The 24,161-nt window shown below is 72.8% G+C and carries 22 protein-coding genes; 7 read left to right on the forward strand and 15 right to left on the reverse strand.

The annotated features are described in order from the left end of the window. Positions 1-7: 7 nt before the first annotated feature. The 6 genes from ABZ312_RS07865 to ABZ312_RS07890 all read right to left on the reverse strand — a co-directional run bounded on the left by ABZ312_RS07865 (position 8) and on the right by ABZ312_RS07890 (position 7,730). A complete protein-coding gene (locus ABZ312_RS07865) occupies positions 8-1,222 on the reverse strand; it encodes a Gfo/Idh/MocA family protein (RefSeq protein WP_500356339.1) in 1,215 nt (404 codons plus the stop codon). Positions 1,223-1,271: 49 nt separating this feature from the next. Then, positions 1,272-2,309 (reverse strand): substrate-binding domain-containing protein, encoded by a 1,038-nt coding sequence (locus ABZ312_RS07870; protein WP_500436838.1) that lies wholly within the window; start codon positions 2,307-2,309, stop codon positions 1,272-1,274. A gap of 85 nt (positions 2,310-2,394) precedes the next feature. Continuing rightward, positions 2,395-3,432 carry an ABC transporter permease gene (locus ABZ312_RS07875; RefSeq protein ID WP_499515838.1) on the reverse strand — a complete coding sequence of 346 codons (1,038 nt, stop codon included), beginning with the start codon at positions 3,430-3,432 and terminating at the stop codon, positions 2,395-2,397. Continuing rightward, entirely contained in the window at positions 3,432-4,973 is a 1,542-nt protein-coding gene (locus tag ABZ312_RS07880) for a sugar ABC transporter ATP-binding protein (RefSeq protein ID WP_500324640.1), read from the reverse strand. Before ABZ312_RS07880 ends, ABZ312_RS07875 begins: the two co-directional genes overlap by 1 nt. Before the next feature lie 101 nt (positions 4,974-5,074). Beyond that, on the reverse strand, positions 5,075-6,256 hold the full coding sequence (locus tag ABZ312_RS07885; RefSeq protein WP_500324639.1) for an ROK family protein: 1,182 nt from the start codon (positions 6,254-6,256) through the stop codon (positions 5,075-5,077). A gap of 292 nt (positions 6,257-6,548) precedes the next feature. Beyond that, entirely contained in the window at positions 6,549-7,730 is a 1,182-nt protein-coding gene (locus ABZ312_RS07890) for an ROK family protein (RefSeq protein WP_500356378.1), read from the reverse strand. 253 nt (positions 7,731-7,983) lie between these two features. On the opposite strand from ABZ312_RS07890, the gene ABZ312_RS07895 reads away from it, so the two are divergent. The 3 genes from ABZ312_RS07895 to ABZ312_RS07905 all read left to right on the forward strand — a co-directional run bounded on the left by ABZ312_RS07895 (position 7,984) and on the right by ABZ312_RS07905 (position 10,624). Then, complete coding sequence (locus tag ABZ312_RS07895) at positions 7,984-8,784, forward strand: alpha/beta fold hydrolase (RefSeq protein ID WP_500324637.1); 801 nt, start codon at positions 7,984-7,986, stop codon at positions 8,782-8,784. Between the two features lie 498 nt (positions 8,785-9,282). Continuing rightward, positions 9,283-10,077 carry an oxidoreductase gene (locus tag ABZ312_RS07900; RefSeq protein WP_500324635.1) on the forward strand — a complete coding sequence of 265 codons (795 nt, stop codon included), beginning with the start codon at positions 9,283-9,285 and terminating at the stop codon, positions 10,075-10,077. Positions 10,078-10,198: 121 nt separating this feature from the next. After that, positions 10,199-10,624: a nuclear transport factor 2 family protein gene (locus tag ABZ312_RS07905; RefSeq protein WP_500436806.1), complete on the forward strand. Its 426-nt coding sequence runs from the start codon at positions 10,199-10,201 to the stop codon at positions 10,622-10,624. A gap of 70 nt (positions 10,625-10,694) precedes the next feature. On the opposite strand, the gene ABZ312_RS07910 is transcribed toward ABZ312_RS07905, so the two are convergent. The 9 genes from ABZ312_RS07910 to ABZ312_RS07950 form a co-directional block, all read right to left on the reverse strand. Continuing rightward, the gene (locus tag ABZ312_RS07910) at positions 10,695-11,048 is read right to left on the reverse strand and encodes a WhiB family transcriptional regulator (protein WP_500436808.1); all 354 of its coding nucleotides are present in this window, start codon (positions 11,046-11,048) and stop codon (positions 10,695-10,697) included. A 104-nt stretch (positions 11,049-11,152) separates the two neighbouring features. Continuing rightward, complete coding sequence (locus tag ABZ312_RS07915) at positions 11,153-12,028, reverse strand: LysR family transcriptional regulator (RefSeq protein WP_500436810.1); 876 nt, start codon at positions 12,026-12,028, stop codon at positions 11,153-11,155. Between the two features lie 77 nt (positions 12,029-12,105). Then, on the reverse strand, positions 12,106-12,972 hold the full coding sequence (locus ABZ312_RS07920; RefSeq protein WP_500436812.1) for an NAD-dependent epimerase/dehydratase family protein: 867 nt from the start codon (positions 12,970-12,972) through the stop codon (positions 12,106-12,108). A 103-nt stretch (positions 12,973-13,075) separates the two neighbouring features. Further along, the gene (locus ABZ312_RS07925; RefSeq protein WP_500436814.1) at positions 13,076-13,369 is read right to left on the reverse strand and encodes a hypothetical protein; all 294 of its coding nucleotides are present in this window, start codon (positions 13,367-13,369) and stop codon (positions 13,076-13,078) included. Then, positions 13,369-14,241: a Gfo/Idh/MocA family protein gene (locus ABZ312_RS07930; protein ID WP_500356343.1), complete on the reverse strand. Its 873-nt coding sequence runs from the start codon at positions 14,239-14,241 to the stop codon at positions 13,369-13,371. Before ABZ312_RS07930 ends, ABZ312_RS07925 begins: the two co-directional genes overlap by 1 nt. Positions 14,242-14,256: 15 nt before the next feature. Next, positions 14,257-15,453 (reverse strand): ROK family transcriptional regulator, encoded by a 1,197-nt coding sequence (locus ABZ312_RS07935; protein WP_500324628.1) that lies wholly within the window; start codon positions 15,451-15,453, stop codon positions 14,257-14,259. A 35-nt stretch (positions 15,454-15,488) separates the two neighbouring features. Then, positions 15,489-16,358, reverse strand: coding sequence for a carbohydrate ABC transporter permease (locus ABZ312_RS07940; RefSeq protein WP_500324626.1), 870 nt, complete (start codon positions 16,356-16,358; stop codon positions 15,489-15,491). Continuing rightward, positions 16,358-17,365: a carbohydrate ABC transporter permease gene (locus ABZ312_RS07945; protein ID WP_500324624.1), complete on the reverse strand. Its 1,008-nt coding sequence runs from the start codon at positions 17,363-17,365 to the stop codon at positions 16,358-16,360. The genes ABZ312_RS07940 and ABZ312_RS07945 overlap by 1 nt, the downstream gene beginning before the upstream one ends. A gap of 34 nt (positions 17,366-17,399) precedes the next feature. Continuing rightward, positions 17,400-18,800 carry an ABC transporter substrate-binding protein gene (locus ABZ312_RS07950; RefSeq protein ID WP_500356344.1) on the reverse strand — a complete coding sequence of 467 codons (1,401 nt, stop codon included), beginning with the start codon at positions 18,798-18,800 and terminating at the stop codon, positions 17,400-17,402. A 152-nt stretch (positions 18,801-18,952) separates the two neighbouring features. Here ABZ312_RS07950 and ABZ312_RS07955 point away from each other — a divergent pair, with 152 nt between their 5' ends. The 4 genes from ABZ312_RS07955 to ABZ312_RS07970 are packed head-to-tail and all read left to right on the forward strand — an operon-like array spanning position 18,953 to position 24,133. After that, entirely contained in the window at positions 18,953-19,999 is a 1,047-nt protein-coding gene (locus ABZ312_RS07955; protein ID WP_500324622.1) for a zinc-dependent alcohol dehydrogenase, read from the forward strand. Between the two features lie 14 nt (positions 20,000-20,013). After that, a complete protein-coding gene (locus ABZ312_RS07960; protein WP_500324620.1) occupies positions 20,014-20,814 on the forward strand; it encodes a sugar phosphate isomerase/epimerase family protein in 801 nt (266 codons plus the stop codon). Beyond that, positions 20,811-22,181, forward strand: coding sequence for an MGH1-like glycoside hydrolase domain-containing protein (locus ABZ312_RS07965; RefSeq protein ID WP_500324618.1), 1,371 nt, complete (start codon positions 20,811-20,813; stop codon positions 22,179-22,181). The genes ABZ312_RS07960 and ABZ312_RS07965 overlap by 4 nt, the downstream gene beginning before the upstream one ends. Then, positions 22,178-24,133, forward strand: coding sequence for an amylo-alpha-1,6-glucosidase (locus ABZ312_RS07970; protein WP_500324616.1), 1,956 nt, complete (start codon positions 22,178-22,180; stop codon positions 24,131-24,133). Before ABZ312_RS07965 ends, ABZ312_RS07970 begins: the two co-directional genes overlap by 4 nt. Positions 24,134-24,161: the final 28 nt, after the last annotated feature.

The following is a 24,161-nucleotide window of genomic DNA, read 5'->3' on the forward strand; positions in this document are numbered from 1 at the left end:
GGCGTGGTCAGGCGGGGACGGGGGTGTAGACGGCGTTCTTCTCGGCGCTCTCCTCCACCGCCGCCAGGACCCGCTGCACCTGCAGCCCGTCGGCGAACGACGGCGCCGGGGCGACCCCTTCGGCGATCCCGAGGACGAGGTCGCGCGCCTGGTGGGTGAAGGTGTGCTCGTAACCGAGCGCGTGGCCGGGCGGCCACCACGCCTCCAGGTACGGATGGCCCGGCTCGGTCACCAGGATCCGCCGGAAGCCGGCCGAGTCGGCGGGCTCGGTGTGGTCGTGGAACGACAGCTCGTTCAGCCGCTCCAGGTCGAAGGCGAGCGAGCCGCGCTCGCCGTTGATCTCCAGCCGCAGGGCGTTCTTGCGCCCCGAGGCCATCCTCGTGGCCTCGAAGGAGGCGAGCGCCCCCGAGGCCAGCCGCCCGGTGAACAGCGCCGCGTCGTCGACGGTGACCGGCCCCCGCCGGGTGCTCCCGGAGCCCGACAGCCCCGACGACGTGCCGGCCAGCTCGGGCCGCTCCCGTACGAACGTCTCGGTGAGCGCCGAGACCCCCACCAGGTGCTCCCCCGCCAGGTACTGCGCGAGGTCGACGGCGTGCGCGCCGAGGTCACCGAGCGCCCCGGAGCCCGCGTACTCGCGCTTCAGCCGCCAGGTCAGCGGGAAGTCCGGGTCGACGAGCCAGTCCTGGAGGTAGGTCACCCGCACGTGGCGGATGGTGCCCACCCTCCCGTCCGCGATGAGCCGGCGGGCGTAGGCGACCGCCGGCACCCGCCGGTAGTTGAAGCCGACCATGGCCACCTGGCCGCGGGCGGCCGCCAACTCGGCCGCCGCGGCCATGGCCTCCGCCTCGGCGACCGAGTTGGCCAGCGGCTTCTCGCACAGGACGTGCTTGCCCGCCTCGAGCGCCGCGATGGCGATCTCGGCGTGGCTGTCCCCGGGGGTGCACACGTCCACCAGCTGGACGTCGTCCCGGTCCACCAGTGCCCGCCAGTCCGTCTCCGCGGCGGCCCAGCCGTGCCGGGCGGCCGCGGCCCGCACCGCCCCCTCGTCCCGGCCGCCGATCGCGGCCAGGACGGGCCTCATCGGCAGGTCGAACACGCGGCCCACGGTGCGCCACGCGTGGGAGTGGGTGGCGCCCATGAAGGCGTAGCCGACCATGCCGATGCCGAGCGCCGGCGAAGCGGCCCCTGCCTCACTGTCTTCCTTGCCGGCCATATCAGCCATGCCGTTGCTCCTCGTCGGTTGCTCGGTTCGGACGGGCGGGGCGGATCTGTTAGATGAAGCCCGTCGGCAGGTACTCGTCGACGTTCTCCTTGGTGACGACGGCCGAGTACAGGGTGATCGACGCGGGGATCTCCAGCTCCGACAACCCGCCGACGCCCTTCTTCTGTCCGAGCGCTCGGGCCAGGTCGATGGCGGAGGCGGCCATGGTGGGCGGGTACAGGACGGTCGCCTTCAGCACGCCGTCGTCGGCCTTGATGGCGTCCATCGCCGACTTGGACCCCGCGCCGCCGACCATGAAGAACTCGTCACGGCCCGCCTGCGCGATCGCGCGCAGGGCACCGACGCCCTGGTCGTCGTCGTGGTTCCACAGCGCGTCGAACTGCTTCTGCGCCTGCAGCAGCTGGGCCATCTTGGCCTGGCCGGTCTCGACGGTGAACTCGGCGGCCTGCCGGGCCACCTTCCTGATGTTGGGGTAGTTCTTCAGAGCGTCGTCGAAGCCCTGGGTGCGCTGCCGGGTCAGCTCCAGGTTGTCGATGCCGGCGAGCTCGACGACCTTGGCGTCCGGCTTGTCCTTGAGCTGCTCGCCGATGTAGCGGCCGGCGTTGAGCCCCATGCCGTAGTTGTCGCCGCCGATCCAGCAGCGGTACGCCTGCGGGGAGGCGAAGATCCGGTCCAGGTTGATCACCGGGATGCCGGCCTTCATGGCCTGCAGGCCCACCTGGGTGAGGGCCTTGCCGTCGGCCGGCAGGATGACCAGGACGTCGACCTTCTTGTTGATCAGCGTCTGGATCTGCCCGATCTGGGCGGCGGTGTCGTTGGAGCCCTCGGTGATCTCCAGCGTCACCTCGGAGTACTTCGCGGCGCGGTCCTTGGCGTTCTGGTTGATGGCGTTGAGCCAGCCGTGGTCGGCCTGCGGGCCGGCGAAGCCGATCGTGACCGGCGTGCCGGGCTTGTCGTCGGCGGCCGGGGCCTTGGTGGCGGCCGTGCCCGCCTTCTTCGGCTCGTTGCTGGTGCAGGCGGTGAGGGCCGCTCCGGCGGAGACGGCGGCGGCGCCGAAGAGCAGTCCTCTGCGGCTGGTGACCGGGATTCGTGGCATGGCGGTGAAACCCTCCGGGATAGGGCGGTGCGGGGCGCGTGCGGGTTGTCGGGTGGAGCGGGGGCGACGGGCTGTGTCAGCCGTCGCCGTTGCGCACGGTGCTGCGCTGGACCAGGACGGCGGCCACGATGATCGCTCCCTTGGCGATCTGCTGGACGGCGCTCTCCAGGTTGTTGAGGGCGAAGATGTTCTGGATGGTGATGAACACCAGGACGCCCAGGACGGAGCCGACGATCGTGCCGCGGCCGCCGCTGAGCAGCGTGCCGCCGATGATCGCTGCGGCGATGGCGTCGAGTTCGTAGAGGTTTCCGTTGGTGTTCTGGCCCGAGCCGGACAGGATGATCAGCATGAAGGCCGCGATGCCGCAGCACAGCCCGGACAGCAGGTAGAGGTAGAGCCGCTGCCGGCGGACGTCGATGCCGGCGAGGCGGGCCGCCTCCGCGTTGCCGCCGACGGCCACGGTCCGGCGCCCGAACGTCGTCCGGTTCAGCACCAGCCAGCCGATGACGGTGACCCCGGCGAAGACCAGCACCAGCGGCGGGATGCCGAGGACGTAGCTGGCGGGAAGGCCGAGGTCGAGCACCGAGTTCACGGTGACGATCTGCGTCTTGCCGTCGGTGAGGTACAGGGCGAGCCCGCGTGCCGAGGCGAGCATGGCGAGGGTCGCGATGAACGGCACCATGCCGCCGTAGGCGATGAGCACCCCGTTGACCAGCCCGCAGCCGACGCCGACGACGACCGCGGTGAAGAGGATGCCCGCGAAGCCGTACTCCTGGGTGGCGAGGGTCGTCGCCCACACGGAGGAGAGCGCGACGATCGCGCCGACGGACAGGTCGATGCCCCCGCTGGTGATCACGAAGGTCATGCCGACGGTGACGACACCGATGACGGACGCCTGCGTGAGCACCAGTTGGAGGTTGGAGACGTCCAGGAAGGCGTCGGGCTGTGTGATGCCCCCGACCAGGACGAGGGCGGCGAGGACGCCGAGCAGGGACAGGTTGCGGACGTCGGCGTGGAGCCCCAGCGCCGGACGCCGGCCGCCGCCCTTCGTGACGGGGGACGCGTCCGCGGGCGGCGTCGGTGCCTGCGGGGCCTGGGAAGCGGGCTGTGTCATCAGCTCGGGCTCCCTTCCATGACGAGGTCGAGTACGCGGTGTTCGTCCAGCTCCGTCGCGGGCGCCGTGTGCACGACGCGTCCCTCACGGAGTACCAGCACCCGGTCCGCGAGCCCCAGGACTTCGGGGACCTCGCTGGAGACGAGGAGTACGGCGAGCCCGTCGTCGGCGAGCCGGCGGATCACCGCGTACAGCTCGGCGCGGGCGCCGACGTCGACGCCCCGGGTCGGCTCGTCGAGCAGCAGGACGCGGCAGCCGCGCAGCAGCCAGCGGGCCAGGACGGCCTTCTGCTGGTTGCCCCCGGACAGGGTGCGCACCCGGGCGTCGGGGTTGTCGGGCCGCAGCGACAGCGACCGGGTGGACTCCTGTGCGGCCCGTCGTTCCTCCCTGCGGTCGAGCCAGCCGGCCCGGGAGAAGCGGGCGAGCGTGGACACCGACACGTTGCGCGTGACGGACTCCAGCATCAGCAGTGCCTGCGCCTTGCGCTCCTCGGGCGCCAGTCCCAGACCGGCGCGGACGGCGGAGCGGACGCTGCCGGGTTTGAGGGGCCGGCCGTCGACGGTCACCCGGCCGGCGGTGGGCTTCCTGGCACCGTAGAGCGTCTCGAGGATCTCCGACCGTCCGGAGCCCACGAGTCCGGCGAGCCCGACGATCTCCCCCGGACGCACTTCCAGGTCCACGGCGGCGAACTCGCCGTCGCGGGCGAGCCCTTCGACCCGCAGGACGGGATCGCCGGAGCGCGGTCCCGCGGGACGCGGCGGAAAGACGTACTCGACGTCACGGCCCGTCATGAGGGCGACGATGTCGCGCGTGGGCATCGACTTGGCGGGGAGTCCGCCGGCGACCGCGCGGCCGTCCTTCAGGACGGTGACCCGGTCGCCGACGCGGCGGATCTCCTCCAGCCGGTGGGAGATGTAGACGACCGCGACGCCGTCTGCGGTCAGCTGCCCGACGATGCGCAGCAGGTTGTCGGTCTCCTCGGGGTCCAGCGCGGCGGACGGCTCGTCCATGACGATGAGGCGCACGTCGTGGGAGAGCGCCCGGGCCATCGAGACGATCTGCTGCTGGGCGGCCGAGAGGTCACCGACGCGGCGGGCGGGGTCGATCTCGGGGTGGCCGAGCCGGCGCAGCAGGACGGCCGCTTCACGGCGTGCGTCGCGTCCGCGCACGACGAAGCCGGCGGTGGTCGGTTCGTGGCCGAGGAAGACGTTCTCGGCCACGGACAGCCCCTCGACCAGGTCGAGTTCCTGGTAGATGGTCGCGATGCCGAGCCGCATGGCGGCGATCGGCGACTTCAGCGACACCGGTTCCCCGCGCCAGGTGATCTCCCCGCCGTCGGGCTGGTGGGCCCCGGCGAGCACCTTGATGAGGGTGGACTTCCCCGCGCCGTTCTGGCCGAGGAGGCAGTGCACCTCGCCGGCCTGGACGTCCAGGTCGACGCCGTCCAGGGCGCGGACGCCGGGGAAGGACTTGGTGATGCCGGACATGGTGAGCAGCGGCGCCGCTGTCGCGGGCGGCGGTGCCGGTGGTTGTGGTGCCATGACGATCCCCTCGGCGGGTGCGGGTGACACGTACGCGTGCGGAGCGTGCAGTGGAGCCGGTGGTGCCGTGGTGCCGGTGGAGCGCTTGGCCGGTGGGGGGATCAGGCCGGGGAGAACACGTGGTCGCTGATGAGCCGGGCCGCGCCGATCACGCCGGCGGTGGGGCCCAGTTCACCCAGGACGATGGGGAGGTTGCCGGTCGCCAGGGGCAGGGACTGGCGGTAGACCTGGCTGCGGATGCTGGCGAGCAGCGTGTGGCCGAGGCCGGTGACGCCGCCGCCGATCACGACCAGTGCGGGGTTGAAGAAGCTGACGAGCCCGGCGATGACCTGCCCGACGCGGTTGCCCCCCTCGCGGATGAGTTCGAGTGCCGCCGCGTCACCGACCGCGGCAGCCGCGGCGACGTCGACGGCGGACAGCTGACCGGCCGCCTCGAGCCGGGCCGCGAGGGCGGCGGACCGCCCTGACCTGGCCGCCTCCAGGGCGTCCTGGACGAGCGCGGCGCCGCTGAAGTGGGCCTCCAGGCAGCCCTTGTTGCCGCAGGCGCAGGCGCGTCCGTCGGCCTCGACCCTGATGTGGCCGATGTCGCCGGCGCTGCCCGTCACACCGCGGTGCACCTCTCCGCCGACGACGATGCCGCAGCCGATGCCGGTGCCGATCTTGACGCAGAGGAAGTCGCCCACGGAGCGCGCGACCCCGGCGTGCTGCTCCCCCATGGCCATCAGGTTCACGTCGTTGTCGACCATGACGGGGCAGCCCAGTTCCTGGCTGAGTGCCTCGCGGACCGGGAAGCCGTCCCAGCCGGGCATGATCGGCGGGGCGACGGGGACGCCCTCGGGGAACCGCACCGGCCCCGGTACCCCGATGCCCGCGCCGTCGAAGCCTTCGGCGAGGCCGGCGGCCTTGAGTTTGGCGGCCATTTCGAGGATCCGCTCGAAGACGGCGACCGGTCCCTCACGGACGTCCATCGGGTGGTTGAGGTGGCCGAGCACCTCCAGCTCGGCGTTGGTGACGGCGACGTCGACCGAGGTGGCGCCGATGTCGACGCCCAGGAAGCGCAGGCCCGGGGCGAGCCTGATGTTGTGCGAACGCCGCCCGCCGCGCGAGGCGGCCAGGCCGTCCGCGACGACCAGACCCGTCTCCAGCAGCCGGTCGACCTCGACGGCGAGCTTGGAACGGGACAGGTCGATCTGGTCCCCCATCTGGGCACGGGAGTTGGGACCGCCGTCACGGAGCAGCCGCAGGAGCCGCGCCTGATGCGCGTTGGCGGGTCGAGCTGTCATGCGTCTCATGTGCCCCTCACCTCCCCCGGCCGTCGGCATGGGGATACCGGACCGGCGTCGGCCGGTCCCGCTCCGTCAGGCTTTCGATGGGAAAGTAGCAGCGCCCGTCCAGTGGGGGAAGAAGTTGCGCAGGAATCAGCAAGGTCTTTTTCCGGTTCCAGGACAAAGTCCGGAAGAGGTCAACTCACCTGCGGGCAGGGGGCGTGGGCGCGCCCGGAACGGCACGCACGGAGACGACGTGGCGAACCGGGGGTGGGACGGGCCCGTCACGGCGGACGGTGCCCGCCGTCGGTCACACCGGCGAGAAGACGTGGTCGCTGATCAGGCGCGTGGCCCCGACCACGCCCGCGGTCGGGCCGAGTTCACTGAGGACGATCGGCAGGTTGCCAGTGGCCAGCGGCAGCGACTGGCCGTACACCTGACTGCGGATGCTCGCCAGGAGGGTGTGCCCCAGACCGGTGAGACCGCCGCCGATCACGACGAGTCCGGGGTTGAAGAAGCTCACCAGGCCGGCGATGACCTGGCCCGTGCGGTTGCCGCCCTGCCGGATGAGGTCGAGGGCGGCACCGTCCCCGGCCGCCGCGGCGGCCGCCACGTCGGCGGAGGTGAGCGTCCCGGCAGCGGCCAGCCGGTCGGCGAGCGCCGCCGATTCCCCGGCGGCCGCCGTGGCGGCCGCGTCCCGGGCCAGGGCGCTCCCGCCGAAGTAGGCTTCGAGACAGCCGCGGTTGCCGCAGGCGCAGGAGATGCCCCCCGGCACCACCTGGATGTGACCGATGTCCCCGGCGCTGCCGGTGACCCCGCGGTAGACCTGCCCGCCCACGACGATGCCGCAGCCGATGCCGGTCCCGATCTTGACGAAGAGGAAGTCCCGCACGGAGCGGGCGACCCCGGCGTGCTGCTCCCCCAGCGCCATGAGGTTCACGTCGTTGTCGACCAGGACGGGACAGCCGAGTTCCTGGCTCATGGCCTCCCGGACGGGGAACCCGTCCCAGCCGGGCATGATCGGTGGGGCGACCGGCACGCCGTCGGGGAACCGCACCGGCCCGGGCACTCCGATCCCCGCCCCGTCGAAGCTCTCCGCGGCGCCGGTGGCGCGCAGTTCGGCCGCCATCGCCAGCACCTGCTCGAACACGGCGACGGGCCCCTCGCGCACGTCGAACCGCGCGGCACGGTGGCCGAGCACCTCCAGCTCGGCGTTGGTGACGGCGACGTCGACCGAGGTGGCGCCGATGTCCACGCCCAGGAAGCGCAGCGAGGGCGCGAGGCGCACGTTGTGGGAGGGCCGTCCGCCGCGGGAGGCGGCGAGGCCGTCGGGGACCACGAGGCCCGTCTCCAGGAGGCGGTCGACCTCGACCGCCAGCTTGGACCGGGAGAGTTCCACCTGGTCGCCGAGCACGGCCCGCGACTGCGGGCCCGCGTCGCGCAACAGGCGCAGCACTCGCGCCTGGTGCCCGTTCGCCGGACGGGCCGTCATCCGTCTCACGTCGCGCCTCTCCCTCGCCGGTGATCCTCGGGTGCGTCTCGTCACCCTCCGGACGGGGCCACGACTGGACCGGACCGTACCACCGGGGTGGGCGGCCGGGAAGAAACCGCCGAAAGGCACCCGGAGGCCCCTTCTCCGGGCGGCACCGGGGGGCGCCGTTTGCGGGCGCCCGCCGCGTCCGGCAGGGTGCGGGGCGACGGCACGCGGCACGGCTGCCCGCGTCGGGAGGGGGAAGGGGTTCGTGATGACGTGGTCCCGGATGACCGTGGTCCGCGACGGCGTACGGCTGGAGTGCCGGGACCTGCCCGGTCCGGGGCCGTCGGCGGTCCTGCTGCACGGCCTGGCCGGCCATGCGGGCGAATGGGACGAAACGGCGGGGTGGCTGAGCCGCCGTCATCGCGTGGTCGCGGTGGACCAGCGGGGGCACGGCGCCTCCGAGCGGCGTCCCGGGGACGTCTCCCGCGCGGCCTACGTCGCCGACACCGCCGCCGTCATCGCGGAGTCGGGGACCGGGCCGGCGATCCTGGTGGGCCAGTCGCTCGGCGGCCACACCGCGATGCTGACCGCCGCGGCCCGTCCGGACCTGGTCCGGGCCCTGGTGCTGGTCGAGGCGGGTCCCGGCGGCCCGAACCCGGATGTTCCGGGGGACATCGGGGCGTGGCTGGACTCCTGGCCGGTGCCCTTCCCCTCGGTGGAGTCCGCCGCGGCCTTCCTCGGCGGTGGCCCGGTCGGCAGGGGCTGGGCGGAGGGCCTGGAACGGCGCGAGGACGGCTGGTGGCCGCGCTTCGACCGGGACGTGATGGTCGCGTCCCTGCGGGAGAACGCGGAGCGGGACTTCTGGTCGGAGTGGGAGGCACTGCGGTGCCCGACGCTGGTCGTCCTGGCCGAGAGGGGGATCATCGGGGCCGAGGAGGCCGAGGAGATGTGCCGTCGGCAGCCGCGGGCGGTGGCCGTCGGCGTTCCCGGGTCGGGCCACGACCTCCATCTGGAGCGCCCGGACGCGCTGCGCCAGGCGATGACCGCTTTCCTCGACGGGCTCGGATGACGCGGCCCGCCTGACGGGAGCGGGGCGGCCCGGTGCGTCACCCCCGTCTCCTCCGGCATCGGCGTCATGCCGCCGGCCAGCATGCTGCGGCAGCTGAGCGCCACCGGATCGCGCAGGCCGGTCACCGTGCTCCACCACGACCGCACACCGTGGACGCACCCACCGCGCTTCGAGGTGGAGGAGTGCGTCGGCGGCTCGGCGGCCGGCTGCACGTCTGGTACGAGGACCCGGCGGGGGCACCGCCCCACGCCCGCCAGGGGGCGCCCGACCTGTCGCAGGCGGCGGTGGCGCCCGGAACGCGCGCCTACCTGTGCGGACCGACCTCCTTCACCAGGGCACTGCGGCCCAGGCTGGTGCACGTCCCCGTGGGGCGCGTCACGCCGGGCCGGAATTACTTGATCGGACGATCCAGATTGGTTTAGCCTTCAACCATCGGCCCGGAACGCGCCATCACGACCGGGCCCGAGATCTGTATCAATCAATCAAGAAAGGCTCGCCATGGACCTGCACCTCAAGGACAAGACCGTCGTCGTCACCGGAGCCAGCCGGGGCATCGGGCTCGCCACCGTCCGCGCCTTCGCGGAGGAGGGCGCGCGCGTGGTCGCCGGCGCCCGCAGCCCGGGGGCGGGCCTGGCGGAGCTCGCCGGGTCGTACGACGTCGTGCCGGTGGCCGGGGACCTCGCGACCCAGGAAGGCGTCCAGCGACTGGTCGCGACCGCGGTGGAGCGGTTCGGCGGGATCGACGTCCTGGTCAACAACGTCGGCGCCGTCCAGCCGCGGCTCGGGGGCTTCCTGTCGGTCACCGACGAGGACTGGCTGGCGACCATGAACCTCAACCTCATGAGCGCGGTGCGGGCCTGCCGCGCCGCGCTGCCCGGACTGCTGGAATCCCGCGGGGCCGTCGTCACGGTCAGCTCGGTGAACGCCTTCCTGCCCGACCCCGGCGTGATCGACTACACCGCGTCCAAGGCGGCCCTGACCAACTTCTCCAAGGCGCTGTCCAAGGAGGTCGGCCCGCTCGGGGTCCGGGTCAACTCGATCGCCCCAGGGCCGGTGTCCACCGACATCTGGACCGGCGAGAACGGGATGGCCGACCAGGTGGCCCAGGCCATGGGCAAGGACCTCGACAGCGCGGTCGCGGAGCTCCTCGCGGGCCTCGGCGGTCTCGCCACGGGACGTCTCACCACGCCGGAGGAGGTGGCGGACCTCGTCCTCATGCTCGCCAGCGACCGCACCGGGAACGTCACCGGAGCGGACTTCACCATCGACGGCGGCCTGATCAAGACCCTCTGAGACCCGCGCCGTTGGACAGTCCGCGGACAGCCCGGCGAGCGGGTCCACGACTCCCCTATGCTCGCCTACGATCCGACAACCTTCCCAACAGTTGATCCTTGAATCACCTCAGGAGATCGCCATGCCCGAGACACCCGGATCCGGGACCTCGGCCCCACGCGAGGTCGCCGAGGCGATGTACGACGCGATGCTGCGCTCCGACCGCGACACGCTGACGGCCATCGCCTCCCCCGAGATCCGGATCCGGGTGACCGAGGCCCTTCCCCACAGCGGCACGTATTCCGGACCGGCCGGTTTCGCCGCGTTCTTCAGGAAGACCTTCGACCTGATCGAGAGCCGCATCGAGATCGAGCGGCTCTTCGAGGCCGGCGGCCAGGTCGTCGCCGTGGGGCGGACCCAGGGCACCGGACGCGACACCGGCCAGGCCTTCGACTCCGCGGTCGTGCACGTCTTCACCGTCGAGGAGGGCAGGATCGTCGGGTTCGACGCCTACGTCGAGGGCCGGCCCGTGACCGCGGCGGTCAAGCGCGACGGGGCTCCGGCCTGAGGAGCGATCCAGCGGTCGCCGCGAGGCCGACGGGCCGGGCCCGACGGGCCCGGCCCCCCTGCTCCGGTGCTCAGGCCGAGGCCTGCCGCGGACCCCGCTCGTAGGCCTGGCGAGCCGTCCGCAGCAGGGTGCGCCAGGAGGTCACGGTGGGGCGGCGGCGCAGCAGGGCGCGGCGCTCACGCTCCGTCATACCGCCCCAGATCCCGAACTCGGTACGGTTGTCGAGGGCGTCGGCCAGGCATTCGGTGCGCACGGGGCATCCGCCGCACACGGCCTTGACGCGCTTTTGGGCGGCGCCCTGGACGAACAGCACGTCCGGGTCCTCCATCCGGCACATGGCCTGCGCTCCCCAGTTCTCCACCCAGACGTCGGACTCGCCCGCGATGCCCGTCGGCCCCGGCTCCCCCAACACGTCAAGCTTCATCGGCGTCTCTCTCCCGCTCCGCCGCCCCGTCGCGCCTTCGCGCGGGGCTTCTCCTCTCGTCCCCGTGCCCTCAGTACGGAGCGGGTGCGGAAACCGTTCAGCGGTCAGGCGGACGAGTCGGCGCGGGCGACGGCGATGTCGGCGAACTCCTCGATGAGCGGGTCGTGCCGGGTGCCGTCCCAGGCGAGGAACACGCGGTTGGGACCGATGTCCTCGATCGCGACGTGGGCGATGTCGGCGCGGGTGTAGTACGTCGCGGTGGAGAGCGGCAGCACGACGACGCCGCGGCCCGCCGCCACGCTCTCCAGCTTCTCCTCGACGGAACGGAAGCCCGGGACGGCCGGCCGCGGCTGCGGGTCGGCGAGCTCGCGCGCGATGTCCCGCCACTCGGGGACGGCGGCGGGATCCTGGAGGAGGTGCTCGCCGGCGAGGTCCGCGATGCGCAGGGCGGGCTTGCCCGCGTAGGGGTGGTCCGCGGGCAGGACGGCGACGCGGGGTTCGGCGAGGAGGCTGCGGGTCGCCAGGCCGCGGGTGTCGACGGGCATCCTGACGTAGCCGATGTCGACGCGTCCGTCGAGGATCACTTCCGTCTGGTCGTCCCAGTTCGTCCTGACGACGTCGACCGACAGGTCCGGGTGCCGGCGGGAGAGTTCCCGCACGGCACTCGTGACGATCAGTCCGGGCATGAAGCCCACGGTGAAGGAGGCGAGGCCGCGGGCCGCCCGGACGGCGCGCCGGCGGGTGGCGTCGGCGGCCGCCAGGAGCGGTCCGGCGTCGGCGAGGAGTTGCGTGCCGGCCGGGGTGAGCTCGGTGCTGCGGCGGTCACGGGAGAACAACAGCACCTTGAGTTCGTTCTCCAGCGCCCTGATCTGCCGCGACAGCACGGGCTGCGCGATGTGCAGGCGCTGTGCCGCCCTCCCGAAGTGCAGTTCCTCGGCCACCGCGACGAAGTAGCGCAGCTTGCGCAGATCCAGATCCACGGGCCCCTCCTCGCCTGCTCACCGGGACGGACACCTCCGAGCGTATCCGCCCGGCCCGCACTCCTCAGCGGAGAGGCTCAGGGGCGGGCGAGGTCTGCCGCGAAGTCGAGCCGGGAGGGACGCCAGCCCAGCTCCCGGCGGGCCCGGGCGCCGGTGAGCCGCTGGTCCAGGGCGAAGGCCTCCGCGATGGGGCCCATCCGCCCCTCGGCCTCAGCCGCGGTCAGGTGCCGGACCGACCCGGGATGGCCGATCGCCCGGCCCACCGCGTGGGCGATCTCCGCCTGGGTCGGGTGGAGGTCGCTGACCCCGGCGTACACCGAGCCGGGCGCGGCGTTCAGGGCCAGCGCGTAGAGCTCGGCGACGTCGTCGACGTGCACGGTCGACCAGTGGTTGGCGCCGTCGCTCACGCAGGGCACGGAGCCGGTCTCCCGGCCCGGAGCCGCATAGAAGGCCTCGACCAGTCCGCCGTTGCGGCCGTGGACCAGGCCTGGCATGACCACGACCGGCCGTTCGCCGGTCGCGGCCCGGGCCAGCACGCGCTTCTCGTTCTCCAGCCGCCAGGCGGTGAGGCGCGGCGGGGACAGCGGGGCGTCCTCGTCGGCCACGCCGTCGGTGTCGCCGTAGACCCACGCCCCGCCGGTGTGCACGTAGGGCCGCGGCCCGGCGCCGTCCTGCAGTGCCTCGGCCGCCGCCCGGTCGACCTCGGCGGTGTCGGGACCGTAGTGCTGGCCCAGGTGGATGACCCCGTCGGCGGCGCGCGCGGCGGCCCGCAGCACGTCCGTATCGGTCAGCTCCCCCCGCACGGGGGCGGCCCCGAGGTCGCCGACGACCCGGGCCGAGTCCTCGGTGCGCGCCAGCGCGACGACCTGGATCCCGCGGCGCACCAGGGCCTCGATGGTGGCCCGTCCGATGTAGCCGGAGCCTCCGGTGAGGAAGACCTTCATGACGCTCGCCTCTCTCGTGGTGTCCTGTGACACCTCCGAGTCTTCTGGCGGGGCGGGCACCGCGTCCAAGACCTGTTCCCCGCCCTGTGATACCCGCCGGGCATCAGCGCACGGCGGCGTCGATGAGCTCCTGCAGGCGCAGTCCCCGTCGCGCGTCGAGCTCGCCCGCACGGCCGGAGCGCACGGCGGCGGCGAACTCGGCGCGCAGCACCGGCCAGTCCTCCTCGTGGTCGATGGCGGAGGTGTCGTAGACGAGCTCCCCACCGGGGCCCAGGAGTTCGATCCGGGTACGCGGCTTCGGCAGCCGGACGCTACCCGAGGGGGAGGACTGGCTGACCGCCCGCGGCGGGCACCGCGTCCAGGACCTGTTCCCCGCCCTGCGATACCCGCCGGGCATCAGCGCACGGCGGCGTCGATGAGCTCCTGCAGGCGCAGTCCCCGTCGCGCGTCGAGCTCGCCCGCACGGCCGGAGCGCACGGCGGCGGCGAACTCGGCGCGCAGCACCGGCCAGCCCTCCTCGTGGTCGATGGCGGAGGTGTCGTAGACGAGCTCCCCACCGGGGCCCAGGAGTTCGATCCGGGTACGCGGCTTCGGCAGCCGGACGCTACCGGAGAGCGAGGCCTGGCTGACCGCCCCGTTCTCGTGCTCGCAGGTGACCTCGACCCATCGCCGGGGGTCGCCGGTGGCGCGGATCGAGGTGATCGGGCCGACGGCCGCGTCGAGGAGGTCGATCAGGTGCGGACCGAGGTCGAGCAGGGCGCCCTGTTCCAGGCGCCAGCCGGTGGCGAACTCCCCGCCGAGGAAGGCCCCGTGCAGGTAGCAGGACCGGGCACCGGTGACCTCGGCCTCCCGTGCACGCCGCAGGAAGGCGCGGGTCTCGGCCTGGTAGCGCTTGGTCAGCACCATCTGGGAGACGACACCGGCCTCGGCGACGGCTTCGGCGACCGCGCGTGCGGAGGCGAGGTCGGGGCCGAGCGGCTTCTCCAGCAGCAGGGCCTTGCCGGCCTTGGCGGCCCGTACGGCCAATTCGGCCTGGACGGCGGGCGGCACGGCGAAGGCCACGGCCTCGCAGCGGTCGAAGAGTTCCTCGGGGCTGCCGGCCGTCGCCGCGCCGTAGGTGGCGGCGATCTCGCGGGCGGCCTCGGTCCGGCGGGCCCAGACGGCGGTGAGCCGGGTCTCGGGTCCGGCGGCCAGGATCCGCGCGTGCATGGCGCGGGCCCAGGGGCCGGCGCCGATCAGCCCGACCTCGACGGGGGCAGGGGTGTTCACGGTGGTGCTCCAGGGTCAGTTGGGCGCCGCGGCGGTCAGGCGTTCGTTGGCCTGGTCCGGGGCGTAGAGGTGCTCGACCACCATGGCGGTGGCGCCGGCGAGGGCGGCGCGGTCACCGAGCCGGGAGGTCACGACCTGCAGGTTGCGGGTGGCCCGGGGCAGCGCGCGCTGGTAGAGCAGTTCGCGCACCCCGGTGACGAAGTGGGTCTCGGCGAGGTCCCCGGCGATCATCAGGACCCCGGGGTTGAGCAGGGTGACGACCGTGACCAGCACCTCGCCGCAGCGCCGGCCGGCCTCGCGGGCCAGACGCACCGCGTCGGGGTGGCCGGCGTCGAGGTGCCCGCGTACCTGCGCGGCGGAGCCGGCCGGCACGCCGAGGGCGCTGAGCTGCCCGGCCAGCGCGCGGCCGCTGGCGACGGCGGCGAGGCAGCCGTGGGAGCCGCACATGCACAGGGCGTCGGACGCGTCGTGCAGGCGGATGTGCCCGAGGTCGCCCGCGCCGCCGTCGATCCCGCGGAAGGCGCTGCCGTCGATGACGACGCCCGCGCCGATGCCGGTGGACACCTTGACCAGGACGAAGGCCGAGCAGTCGCGCCAGGAGCCGCGCTGCTCACCCAGGGCCATGAGGTTGGCGTCGTTGTCGACGAGGACCGGTACCGAGGCGGGCAGGCCGGCGTGGTGGGCGAGCGCCTCCTGCATCCGGGCCGGGACGGGGTAGCCGTCCCAGCCGGGCATGATCGGCGGCCGGACCACCACGCCGGTGGTCCAGTCGACGGGGCCGGGCACCGACAGGCCGACGCCGCACACCGTGGCCGCCGGGACGCCGGCGGCCACGAGGAGCTTGGCGAACCACCGGCCCAGTTCGTCCAGCACCCGCTCCGGGCCCTGGTCGAGCAGCAACTCCCCGGTGTGCTCGGCGAGCACCCGGCCGGACAGGTCCAGCACCGCGGCGCGGGCGCTGGTGGTGTCCAGGTCGGCGGCGAGCACCGCGGCGTGCCCGGAGTCGAACTGCAGGTGGGTGGAGGGGCGTCCGCCGGTGGACTGCCCGCCGGGTACGGTGCGCAGCCAGCCCGCGGCGAAGAGCTGGTCCAGCCGCTGGCCGACGGTGGAGCGGGACAGGCCCGTCACGCGCTGGAGTTCCCCACGGGTGGTCGCCTGCCCGGTCCTGATCAGTTCCAGCAGGTGTCCGGCGGTGCTCCAGGGCGTAGCCATCCGTCCTCGCTCCCCCTCGTGTCGGGCCATGGTGCTCAGCTCTTGTCCGCGCCGCTGGTCAGGCCCTCGGTGAGGAGCCGTTCGGCCGCGTAGAAAAGGAGTACCACGGGAAGCGTCAGCACGACGGAGCCTGCCATGAGGACGGTCTTCGGTACCTCGATGCCGTTGGCGAGTTGCTGCAGGCCCAGGGAGACCGTCCACTTGCCGGGTTCGGCGGCGAGGAACAGCAACGCGAAGAGGAACTCGTTCCAGGCGATCATGAAGACGTACAGCCCGGTGGCCATCAACGACGGGGCGGCCAGCGGCAGGACGACCTTGCGCACGGTCTGCAGCCGCGAGGCGCCGTCGAGGGCGGCGGCCTCCTCGATGCTCTCCGGGATGGTGATGAAGTAGTTCTTCAGCATGTAGATGGACACCGGGACGGTCTGCGCGATGTAGACGATCGCGAGGCCGAACAGGCTGCCCTGCAGGCCGATCCGGGCGAAGATGACGAACAGCGGCACCGCGAGCAGCGTCGCCGGGAAGAGGTAGACGGCCAGGAACAGCGCGCTCACCTGCCGGCCGCCGAAGAACTTCAGCCGGGTGATGGCGTAGGCGCCCGGGACCGACACCAGCAGGGTCAGCAGCATGGTGCCGAGCGCCACCAGGGCGGAGTTGCCGAGCATCCGCAGGAAGCCCTGGCCGCCGTCGTCGACCGACTTGAGGACGGTGCGGTAGGTGTCGAGCGTGAACTCGGAGGTGCCGACCCAGAGCTTGCCCGGATCGAGCAGCAGCTGGTCGATCGGCTTCACCGAGAGCAGCAGCATGTAGTAGAAGGGGAAGATCGTGATGACCGCGAGTCCGGCGATCACCACCCAGCGCAGGACGGCGAAGGTGCGGTCCTCGATCTGTGCGCGACTGGCCATCACGCCTCCTCCTGAACCTTCTTGGCGAAGAACTTGAAGTAGATGCCGAGCAGCACGGCGAGGATCGCGGCGAGGACGAGGGCCTGGGCCGCGGCGGCGCCCACGTCGTAGCGGGCGGTGAGGAAGTCGTAGACGCGCACGGCGACCACGTCGGTGCCCGAGCCGCCGCCCGTCAGCAGGTAGATGTCGTCGAACTTGTTGAAGGTGAGGATGAAGCGCAGCACCGACAGCAGGGCGATGACCGGCATCAGCTGGGGCAGGAGGATGTGGCGGAACCGCTGCGTGATGGTGGCACCGTCGACGACGGCGGCCTCCTCCAGCCCCTCCGGGACCGCCTGCAGACGGGCCATCAGGAACAGGAACGCGAAGGGGAAGTAGCGCCAGGTCTCGAAGGCGATCACGGTGAGCAGGGCCAGCGGCACGTGGACGTGCCACCCGAGGAGCGAGATCTCCTGGGACCTGGTGGACAGGAAGGCGACCGGCTCGTCCCAGCCGAACACCTTGGTGCCGACCTCGTTCACGATGCCGAACTGCGGGCTGAGGGCGATCTCCCAGACGAAGGTCACGGCGACCACGGGCGCCACGTACGGCAGCAGCATGGTGCCGCGGAGCAGGGCCCGGCCGCGGAAGGGACGGCGCAGCGCGAGCGCCGCGATCAGGCCGAGGACGATGGAGCCGGCGGTGGCACCGACCGTGTAGACCAGGGTGGTCCACAGGGAGGTCCAGAAGCCGGGCGAGGTGAAGACCTGGCTGAAGTTGCCCCAGGTCCAGTTGGACAGGAAGCCCATGCCCTGGATGTCGACCAGCCGGGCGTGCTGGAAGGCCAGCAGGACGGTCCAGGCGATCGGCAGGACCACGACGACCAGGACCACCAGGAGGGTGGGCGAGACGAAGGCGAGTCCGGCGCGGTTCTCCCGCTGGGCCAGGGTCAGCGGGCGCTGGGACTTGGTGTTCGCGGTGTCCGCCTCCGGCGTTCTCCGCTGCTGTGTGCTCTGTGCGGTGCTCATCACTGCTTCCTTGAAGGACGAGGCCGGGGGCGGCTCACTGGAGGGACTTCTGCAGGGACGCGACTTCCTCGTCGGCCTCCTCGGCCGCCTCCTGGGGGGAGGTCTGGCCGGTGGTCATGTCACCCACCGCCTTGGGGATGGGCAGTTCGCCGATGGTGGCGCCCACGAGTGCGCCCTGGCCCTGGGTAATGCCCCAGCGCTTCATGTTGCCGACGCCGGCAGCGAGTTCGTCGAGCAGCTGCGGGGAGAAGACCTCTTCCATGGACTTCTTGGTGTCCACGCCCATGTCGCTGGCCCGCCAGGCCTTGAGGTACTTCTGCGGATCATCGGCGGTTCCGGCCCGGACCGGGATCTTGCCCTCGGGGGCCATGCCGAACCAGCCCTGGTAGCCGTCGCCCATCATGAACTCGATGAACTTCTCCGAGGCGGCGGTCTCGGCGGTCTTGGTCACGACCCACGAGGAGACCTCGCCGAACTGGGCGGGCTTGGTGGAGTCGGGTCCGCTCAGCGCGGTGACGATCCCGCTGTTGTCGGAGAGGTACTGCGGGTCCTTCTTGCACTGGGCGCAGCTGGGCAGGGCGTCGTTGCGCAGTCCGGCCAGCTCGTCGAGGAGGAAGGTGGACCAGACGATCATGGAGGAGCGCCCGGCGAAGTAGGTGGCCCGGGTGGTGTCCACGGTCTGGGTGCCCGGGGCGCCGTAGTCGCCGGCGAGCTTGTTGTAGGCGTCGAAGGCGCGGTCGCACTGGGGGCTGTCGAGGGTGACGTCGCCCTTGGTGTCGGCGAGTTCGCAGCCGTTGGCGAGGGCGAGGTCCTCGAAGCTCTGCTGGGTGAAGACGTCACCGGGGTCGGTGGAGAGCGAGATGCCGCTCGTGCCGCCGCTGTGGAGCTCGCGCGCGGCCTTGAGCATCGCGTCGTAGCTGTCGGGGGCGGCGAGCCCGGCCTTGGCGAAGAGGTCCTTGCGGTAGACGAGGATCTGCATCCAGGCGTCGCTGGGCACGCCGAGGCGGGTGGCCCCGTCGCCGGTCAGCTTCAGGGCGTTGCTGTTGAACGTCCCCGCCCCCAGGTCGTCGACGATCTTCTTCGTGGCGTCGGTGTTCAGCAGGCCGTTGCTGTACATCTGCCAGACCGGCGCGAGGGGTATGCCGCCGATGACGTCGGGGAGGGTGCCCGCGGCGGCGGCCGACATGATCAGCTGCGGCAGCTGTCCCTCGTCGACCCCGACCAGGTTCACCTTGACCCCGGACTCCTTCTCGAAGGCGGCGATGGTCTTCTTCGTCGCCTCCACGCGGTCGGTGAGGTTCTCCAGGCTCCAGACGGTGATCTTGTTGTCGGGTTTCCCGTTGTCCTGCGCCGCGCAGCCGGACATCACCCCGATTCCCACTACGGCGGCCAAGCCGCTCGCCAGCGCCCTCGACCGTCGGGACCACATGCGCATCAACCGTCCTCATCGTCAGCCTTGCGTTACGTACGCGTTGCATCAGAGCACCACTTTTGCTTGTTGACAAGACTTAAGTCTCGGATATCTTCGACGTAAGTCAGCCGTCGATGGCTGAACGGACCGCATAACCGATCTTTCCGGAGTCCCCTGTGGAACGCGTAGTCCAGTTCACCGGCCCCCGTCAGGTGGAGGTCGCCCCGAGCGAGTCAGTCCCCCTGCCCCCTGGCCATCTGCGCGTACGAACCCGCTACTCCGGCATCTCGGCGGGCACCGAGCTCACCGCGTACCGCGGCACCAACCCGTACCTGACCCGCACCTGGGACCCGGAGGCGCGCCTGTTCCGCGAGGGCGCGGCGGGCATCGAGTACCCCGTCGCCGGCTGGGGGTACTCCGAGGTCGGCGAGGTGACGGAAGTCTCACCCGAGCTCACGGACGTCCCCGGCATGCCCGCCGTGGGCGACCTCGTCTGGGGCATCTGGGGCCACCGCAGCGAGGGCGTCGTGCCCGCCGAGCGCATGGTCGGGCACGTGCTCCCGGCCGGCCTGGAGCCGCTGGCCGGTGCCTTCGCCCGCGTCGGGGCGATCGCCTACAACGCGGTCCTCGGCGCCGACGTCCACCTCGGTGAGGACGTCGCCGTCTTCGGCCAGGGCGTCATCGGGCTGCTCACCACCCGGCTCGCCCAGCTGAACGGCGCCCGCGTCACCGCGGTCGACGCGCTCGACGTCCGCCTCGCCAAGGCCGCGGAGTACGGCGCGACGACCACCCTCAACGCCCGCACGGACGCGGTCGCCGAGCGGATCCGCGCCGCCACCGACGGCCGCGGCGCCGACGTCGCCATCGAGATCAGCGGCGCCTACCCGGCCCTGCACGACGCCCTGCGCTCGGTCGCGGTCGGCGGGCGCGTCGTGGCCTCCGGCTTCTACCAGGGCGACGGAGTGGGCCTGCGGCTCGGCGACGAGTTCCACCACAACCGCGTGCAGCTGATCTGCTCCCAGATCGGCGGGGTCCCGCCGCAGCTCAGCGGGCGCTGGAGCGTCGAACGCCTCCAGCAGACCTTCCTGCGGCTGGTCGCCGAGGGCCGCGTCGACGTGAAGTCCCTCGTCAGCCATGTCGTCCCGGTCGCCGAGGCGGCCGAAGCCTACGTCCTGCTGGATGAGCGTCCCGCCGACGCGCTCCAGGTCGTCCTGGAGTTCTGAGAGGCCCTTCGATCATGTTCAAGACCGCTTGCCAGGAACAGCTGCTGCCCGGTGACACCCTCCAGCAGAAGTGGGAGTTCGCCCAGGAAGCCGGCTACGACGCCATCGAACTGCGCGGCAAGGGCGACCTCCACTTCCGCGACCGGCTCCCCGAATTGCGCAGGGCCCAGGCCGACGGGGTCGTCATGCCGACCGTCTGCGTCGACATGCTGCACTTCTTCGGCGCCTTCGACCCCGACCTGCGCCGTGACGCCGTCGCCCAGATGAAGTCGCAGCTCAGCGTCATCGCCGAACTCGGCGGCCGCGGCGCCCAGACCCCCGCCTCGTACGGCATGTTCTCCCGCAGGTTGCCGCCCTTCGAACCGCCGCGCAGCGAGGAGGAGGACCGCGAGGTGCTCCTGAAGGGTCTGACGGAACTGGGCGAGCACGCCCGTGCCGAGGGTGTCACGCTCTTCCTGGAGCCCCTCAACCGCTACGAGGACCACATGGTCAACCGGCTGGAGCAGGCCGCCGACCTGATCCGCACCGTGGGTCTGGACTCGGTGCGCATCGGGATCGACAGCTACCACATGAACATCGAGGAGACCGATCCTGCTGCGGCGATCCTGGCCGTGGCACCGCTGATCGGCCACGCCCAGGTCAGCGACTCCAACCGCTTCCAGCCCGGCGCCGGCCACCTGGACTGGCCGGCCTGGCTCGGGGCGCTGGACGCCGCCGGGTACGACGGCTACCTGGCCGCGGAGTGCCGTCTGACCGGTGACCCCGTCGACGCCGTGCGCTCCGTCCCCGCGTTCCTGCACCGGGCCGCCGGATGACGGCCGTCCTCGAACCGGCCCTGCGCTCCCCAGACCGCGAAGGGGACCAGGACACCGCGCTCCGCCGGGCCGCCGCCCGCGTCCTGCTGTCCAACTGGACGGGCGCGGCGACCGTCCCCTCGCGCACCCTCTACCCGCACCAGTGGAGCTGGGACTCCGCCTTCATCGCCATCGGGCTGGCCCGGCTCGCCCCGCGCAGGGCCCAGCGCGAACTGGAGACCCTGCTGGGGGCGCAGTGGCGCGACGGCCGTGTCCCGCACATCGTCTTCAACCCCTCGGTGCCCCTGGACGCGTACTTCCCGAGCCCCGACTTCTGGCGCAGCTCGGGCGCGGGTGCCGCCTCGGGCGCGCCGGCGGACATCGAGACCTCCGGCATCGTCCAGCCCCCGGTGCACGCCCTCGCCGCCTGGCAGGTCCACCTCGCGGACCCGGCCGAGTCCCGGCGCCGCGGTTTCCTGCGCCGGATGTACCCCCGGCTCGCCGCCTGGCACCGCTACCTCGCCGCCTCGCGCGACCTGGGCGGCGGCGGGCTGGCGGCCGTGGTGCACCCCTGGGAGCCCGGCCTGGACAACAGCCCGGTCTGGGACGCGGCGCTCGCCCGGGTCGAACCGGCCCCGCCGGAGTCCTTCCGCAGGGCGGACCTCGACCACAGCGCGCCCGCCGACCGCCCCACCGACCTCGACTACGGCCGCTACGTCCGGCTCGCCGCCGACTACCGCGACCACGGCTACGACGACGCGCGCACCCCGCACGCCTTCGCCCTCGAGGACCCCTGCTTCAACGCCCTGTTCATCGCCTCCGAGCACGCCCTCGCCGAGATCGCCGCGGCCGCCGGCGCGGACCCCGGACCGCACCGCCGGAAGGCGGCCGAGGCCACGGCCGCGCTGGTCGACCGGCTGTGGGACCCCACCGCGGGCATCTTCCTCGCCCGTGACCTGACGACCGGCGGGGCCGCCGGCGGCCACAGCGTCGCGGGACTCGTACCGCTGATCGTGCCGGGCCTCCCCGACACCGTCGTACGGTCGCTGATCGCGACGGCGCACGGCGAGCGCTTCCGGCTCGGCCGTGTGCACCTGGTGCCGAGCTACGACCTCACCGCCCCCGAGTACGACGGCAACCGCTACTGGCGGGGCCCCAGTTGGTTCAACACCGCCTGGCTGGTCCACCGCGGCCTGCGGCAGCACGGCGCGACCGAGGCGGCGGGCGCCCTGCGCGACCAGGCGCTCGACGACGCCCGCCGCACCGGCTTCGCCGAGTACGTCGAACCGCACAGCGGCCAGGGCCGCGGCATCCGCCGCTTCAGCTGGACCGCGGCGCTGGCCCTGGACCTGCTGCACCGGACACCGCAAGGAGAGCCCGCCCGATGACCGTCGAACGTCTGCTGGTCCACCGCGGCACCTTCGCCTCCACCAGCCGCTCCGGCGACATCACCGGACGCCGTGGCGACACCCCGGACGGCCTCTTCCTCCGCGACGCCCGGCACCTGAGCCGCTGGCGGCTCACCGCGGACGGCGTCGCGCCGTCCCTGCTGACCTCCTCCGACGACGGCTTCGTGCTCACCCCTGAGGGCGGCCGCGACGAACCGCCCGCGTACGCGCTCTTCCGCCGCCAGGCCGTCGTGGCGGGTGCGCTCACCGAGCGCGTCCGCGTGGTCAGCAACCGCGCGGAGCCGGCGACGGTGGAGATCGCGCTGGAGGTGGACGCGGACTTCGCCGACCAGTTCGAGCTGCGGGGCGACCACCGGCACTACGACAAGGCCGACGGGCGGCGCACCGTCGAGGACCGGCCGGACGGCGTCACCTTCCGCTACCGGCGCGGCGAGGACTGGGACGCGCGGACCACCGTCACCGCCTCCCCCGCCCCCGCGGAGGTCCGCCCGCTGGCGCCGGAGGGCACCGCGCGCCTGCTCACCTGGCGGCTGTCCCTGCCCGGACACGGTGCGGCCGAGCTCGCCCTGAGCGTCCGGGCGGTGCCCCACGGCGCCGCGGAACCGGCCGCTCCCCCGGACCCGCTGGCGGTCCGCAACCGGCATGCCGCCGAGGAGGACGGCTTCGTCCAGGCGCGGCCGCGGCCGCGTTCGCTCACCAACTGGGACGAGCTCGCCCGGGCCTGCGCGGCGGGCCTGGCCGACCTGGCCCGGCTCCGCGTACCGGCGACGGGCCCGGCCGGCGAGCCGCTGCTGGTGCCCGCGGCCGGCATCCCCTGGTTCCTCACCCTCTTCGGCCGCGATTCGCTGCTGACCTCGCTGTTCGCGCTGCCGTACCGGCCGGAACTGGCCGCCGACACCCTCCTCGCGCTGGCGGCCACCCAGGGCACCCGGTACGACGCGGCCCGCCTCGAGCAGCCGGGCCGGATCGTGCACGAGGTCCGGCACGGTGAACTCGCCCACTTCCGGCAGGTGCCGTACGGCCGCTACTACGGCAGTGCCGACGCCACGCCGCTGTTCCTGGTGCTGCTGGAGGCCCACAGCGCGGCGACCGGCGATCCGCGGCTCGCACGGCGCCTGGAGCCGCACGCCCGTGCCGCGGTGGAGTGGATGTTCCGCGACGGCGGGCTGGGCGGGAGCGGCTACCTCCGCTACACCTCCGACGCCGCGCGCGGAGGGCTCGCGCACCAGAACTGGAAGGACTCCGAAGGAGCCATCTGCTTCGCCGACGGCCGCCGGCCCGAGGGCGCGCTCGCCGTCGCCGAGGTCCAGGGCTACGCCTACGACGCCCTGGTCCGCACCGCGCGCCTGGCCCGGACCGTGTGGGGCGACGCCGAGGAGGCGGCACGGCTCGAGAAGGCCGCGGCGGACCTGCGGGAACGGTTCCGCCGGGACTTCTGGATGAGCGGCCCGGACTTCCCCGCCCTCGCCCTGGACGGCGAGGACCGGCAGGTCGACGCCCTCGCCTCGGACGCCGGGCACCTGCTGTGGTCCGGCATCCTCGACCCGGCCGACGCCCGGACGGTGGGACGGCGCCTGCTGCAGCCCGACTTCTTCTCCGGCTGGGGGGTGCGCACCCTGGCGTCGGGCCAGGCCCCCTACCACCCGCTGTCGTACCACCGCGGCAGCATCTGGCCGCACGACAACGCGGTCGTCGTGCTGGGGCTGGCGCGCAGCGGTCTGGCGGAGGAGGCCTCGGAGATCGCCCACGGGCTGGTCCAGGCGGCCGCCGCGCACGACTGGCGGCTGCCGGAGGTGATGGCCGGGTACGGACGGGACGAGCACCCGGTCCCCGTGCCGTATCCGCACTCCTGCTCGCCACAGGCCTGGGCCGCGGCCACGCCCCTGGCACTGCTCACCGCGCTCAACGGCGGCCCCGAGGCGCTGCGCTGAGACCGGCCGGCACAGCCCGGGCCCCGGG

This window comes from Streptomyces sp. NPDC006207 (genome assembly GCF_040613835.1).
GTDB lineage: Bacteria > Actinomycetota > Actinomycetes > Streptomycetales > Streptomycetaceae > Actinacidiphila.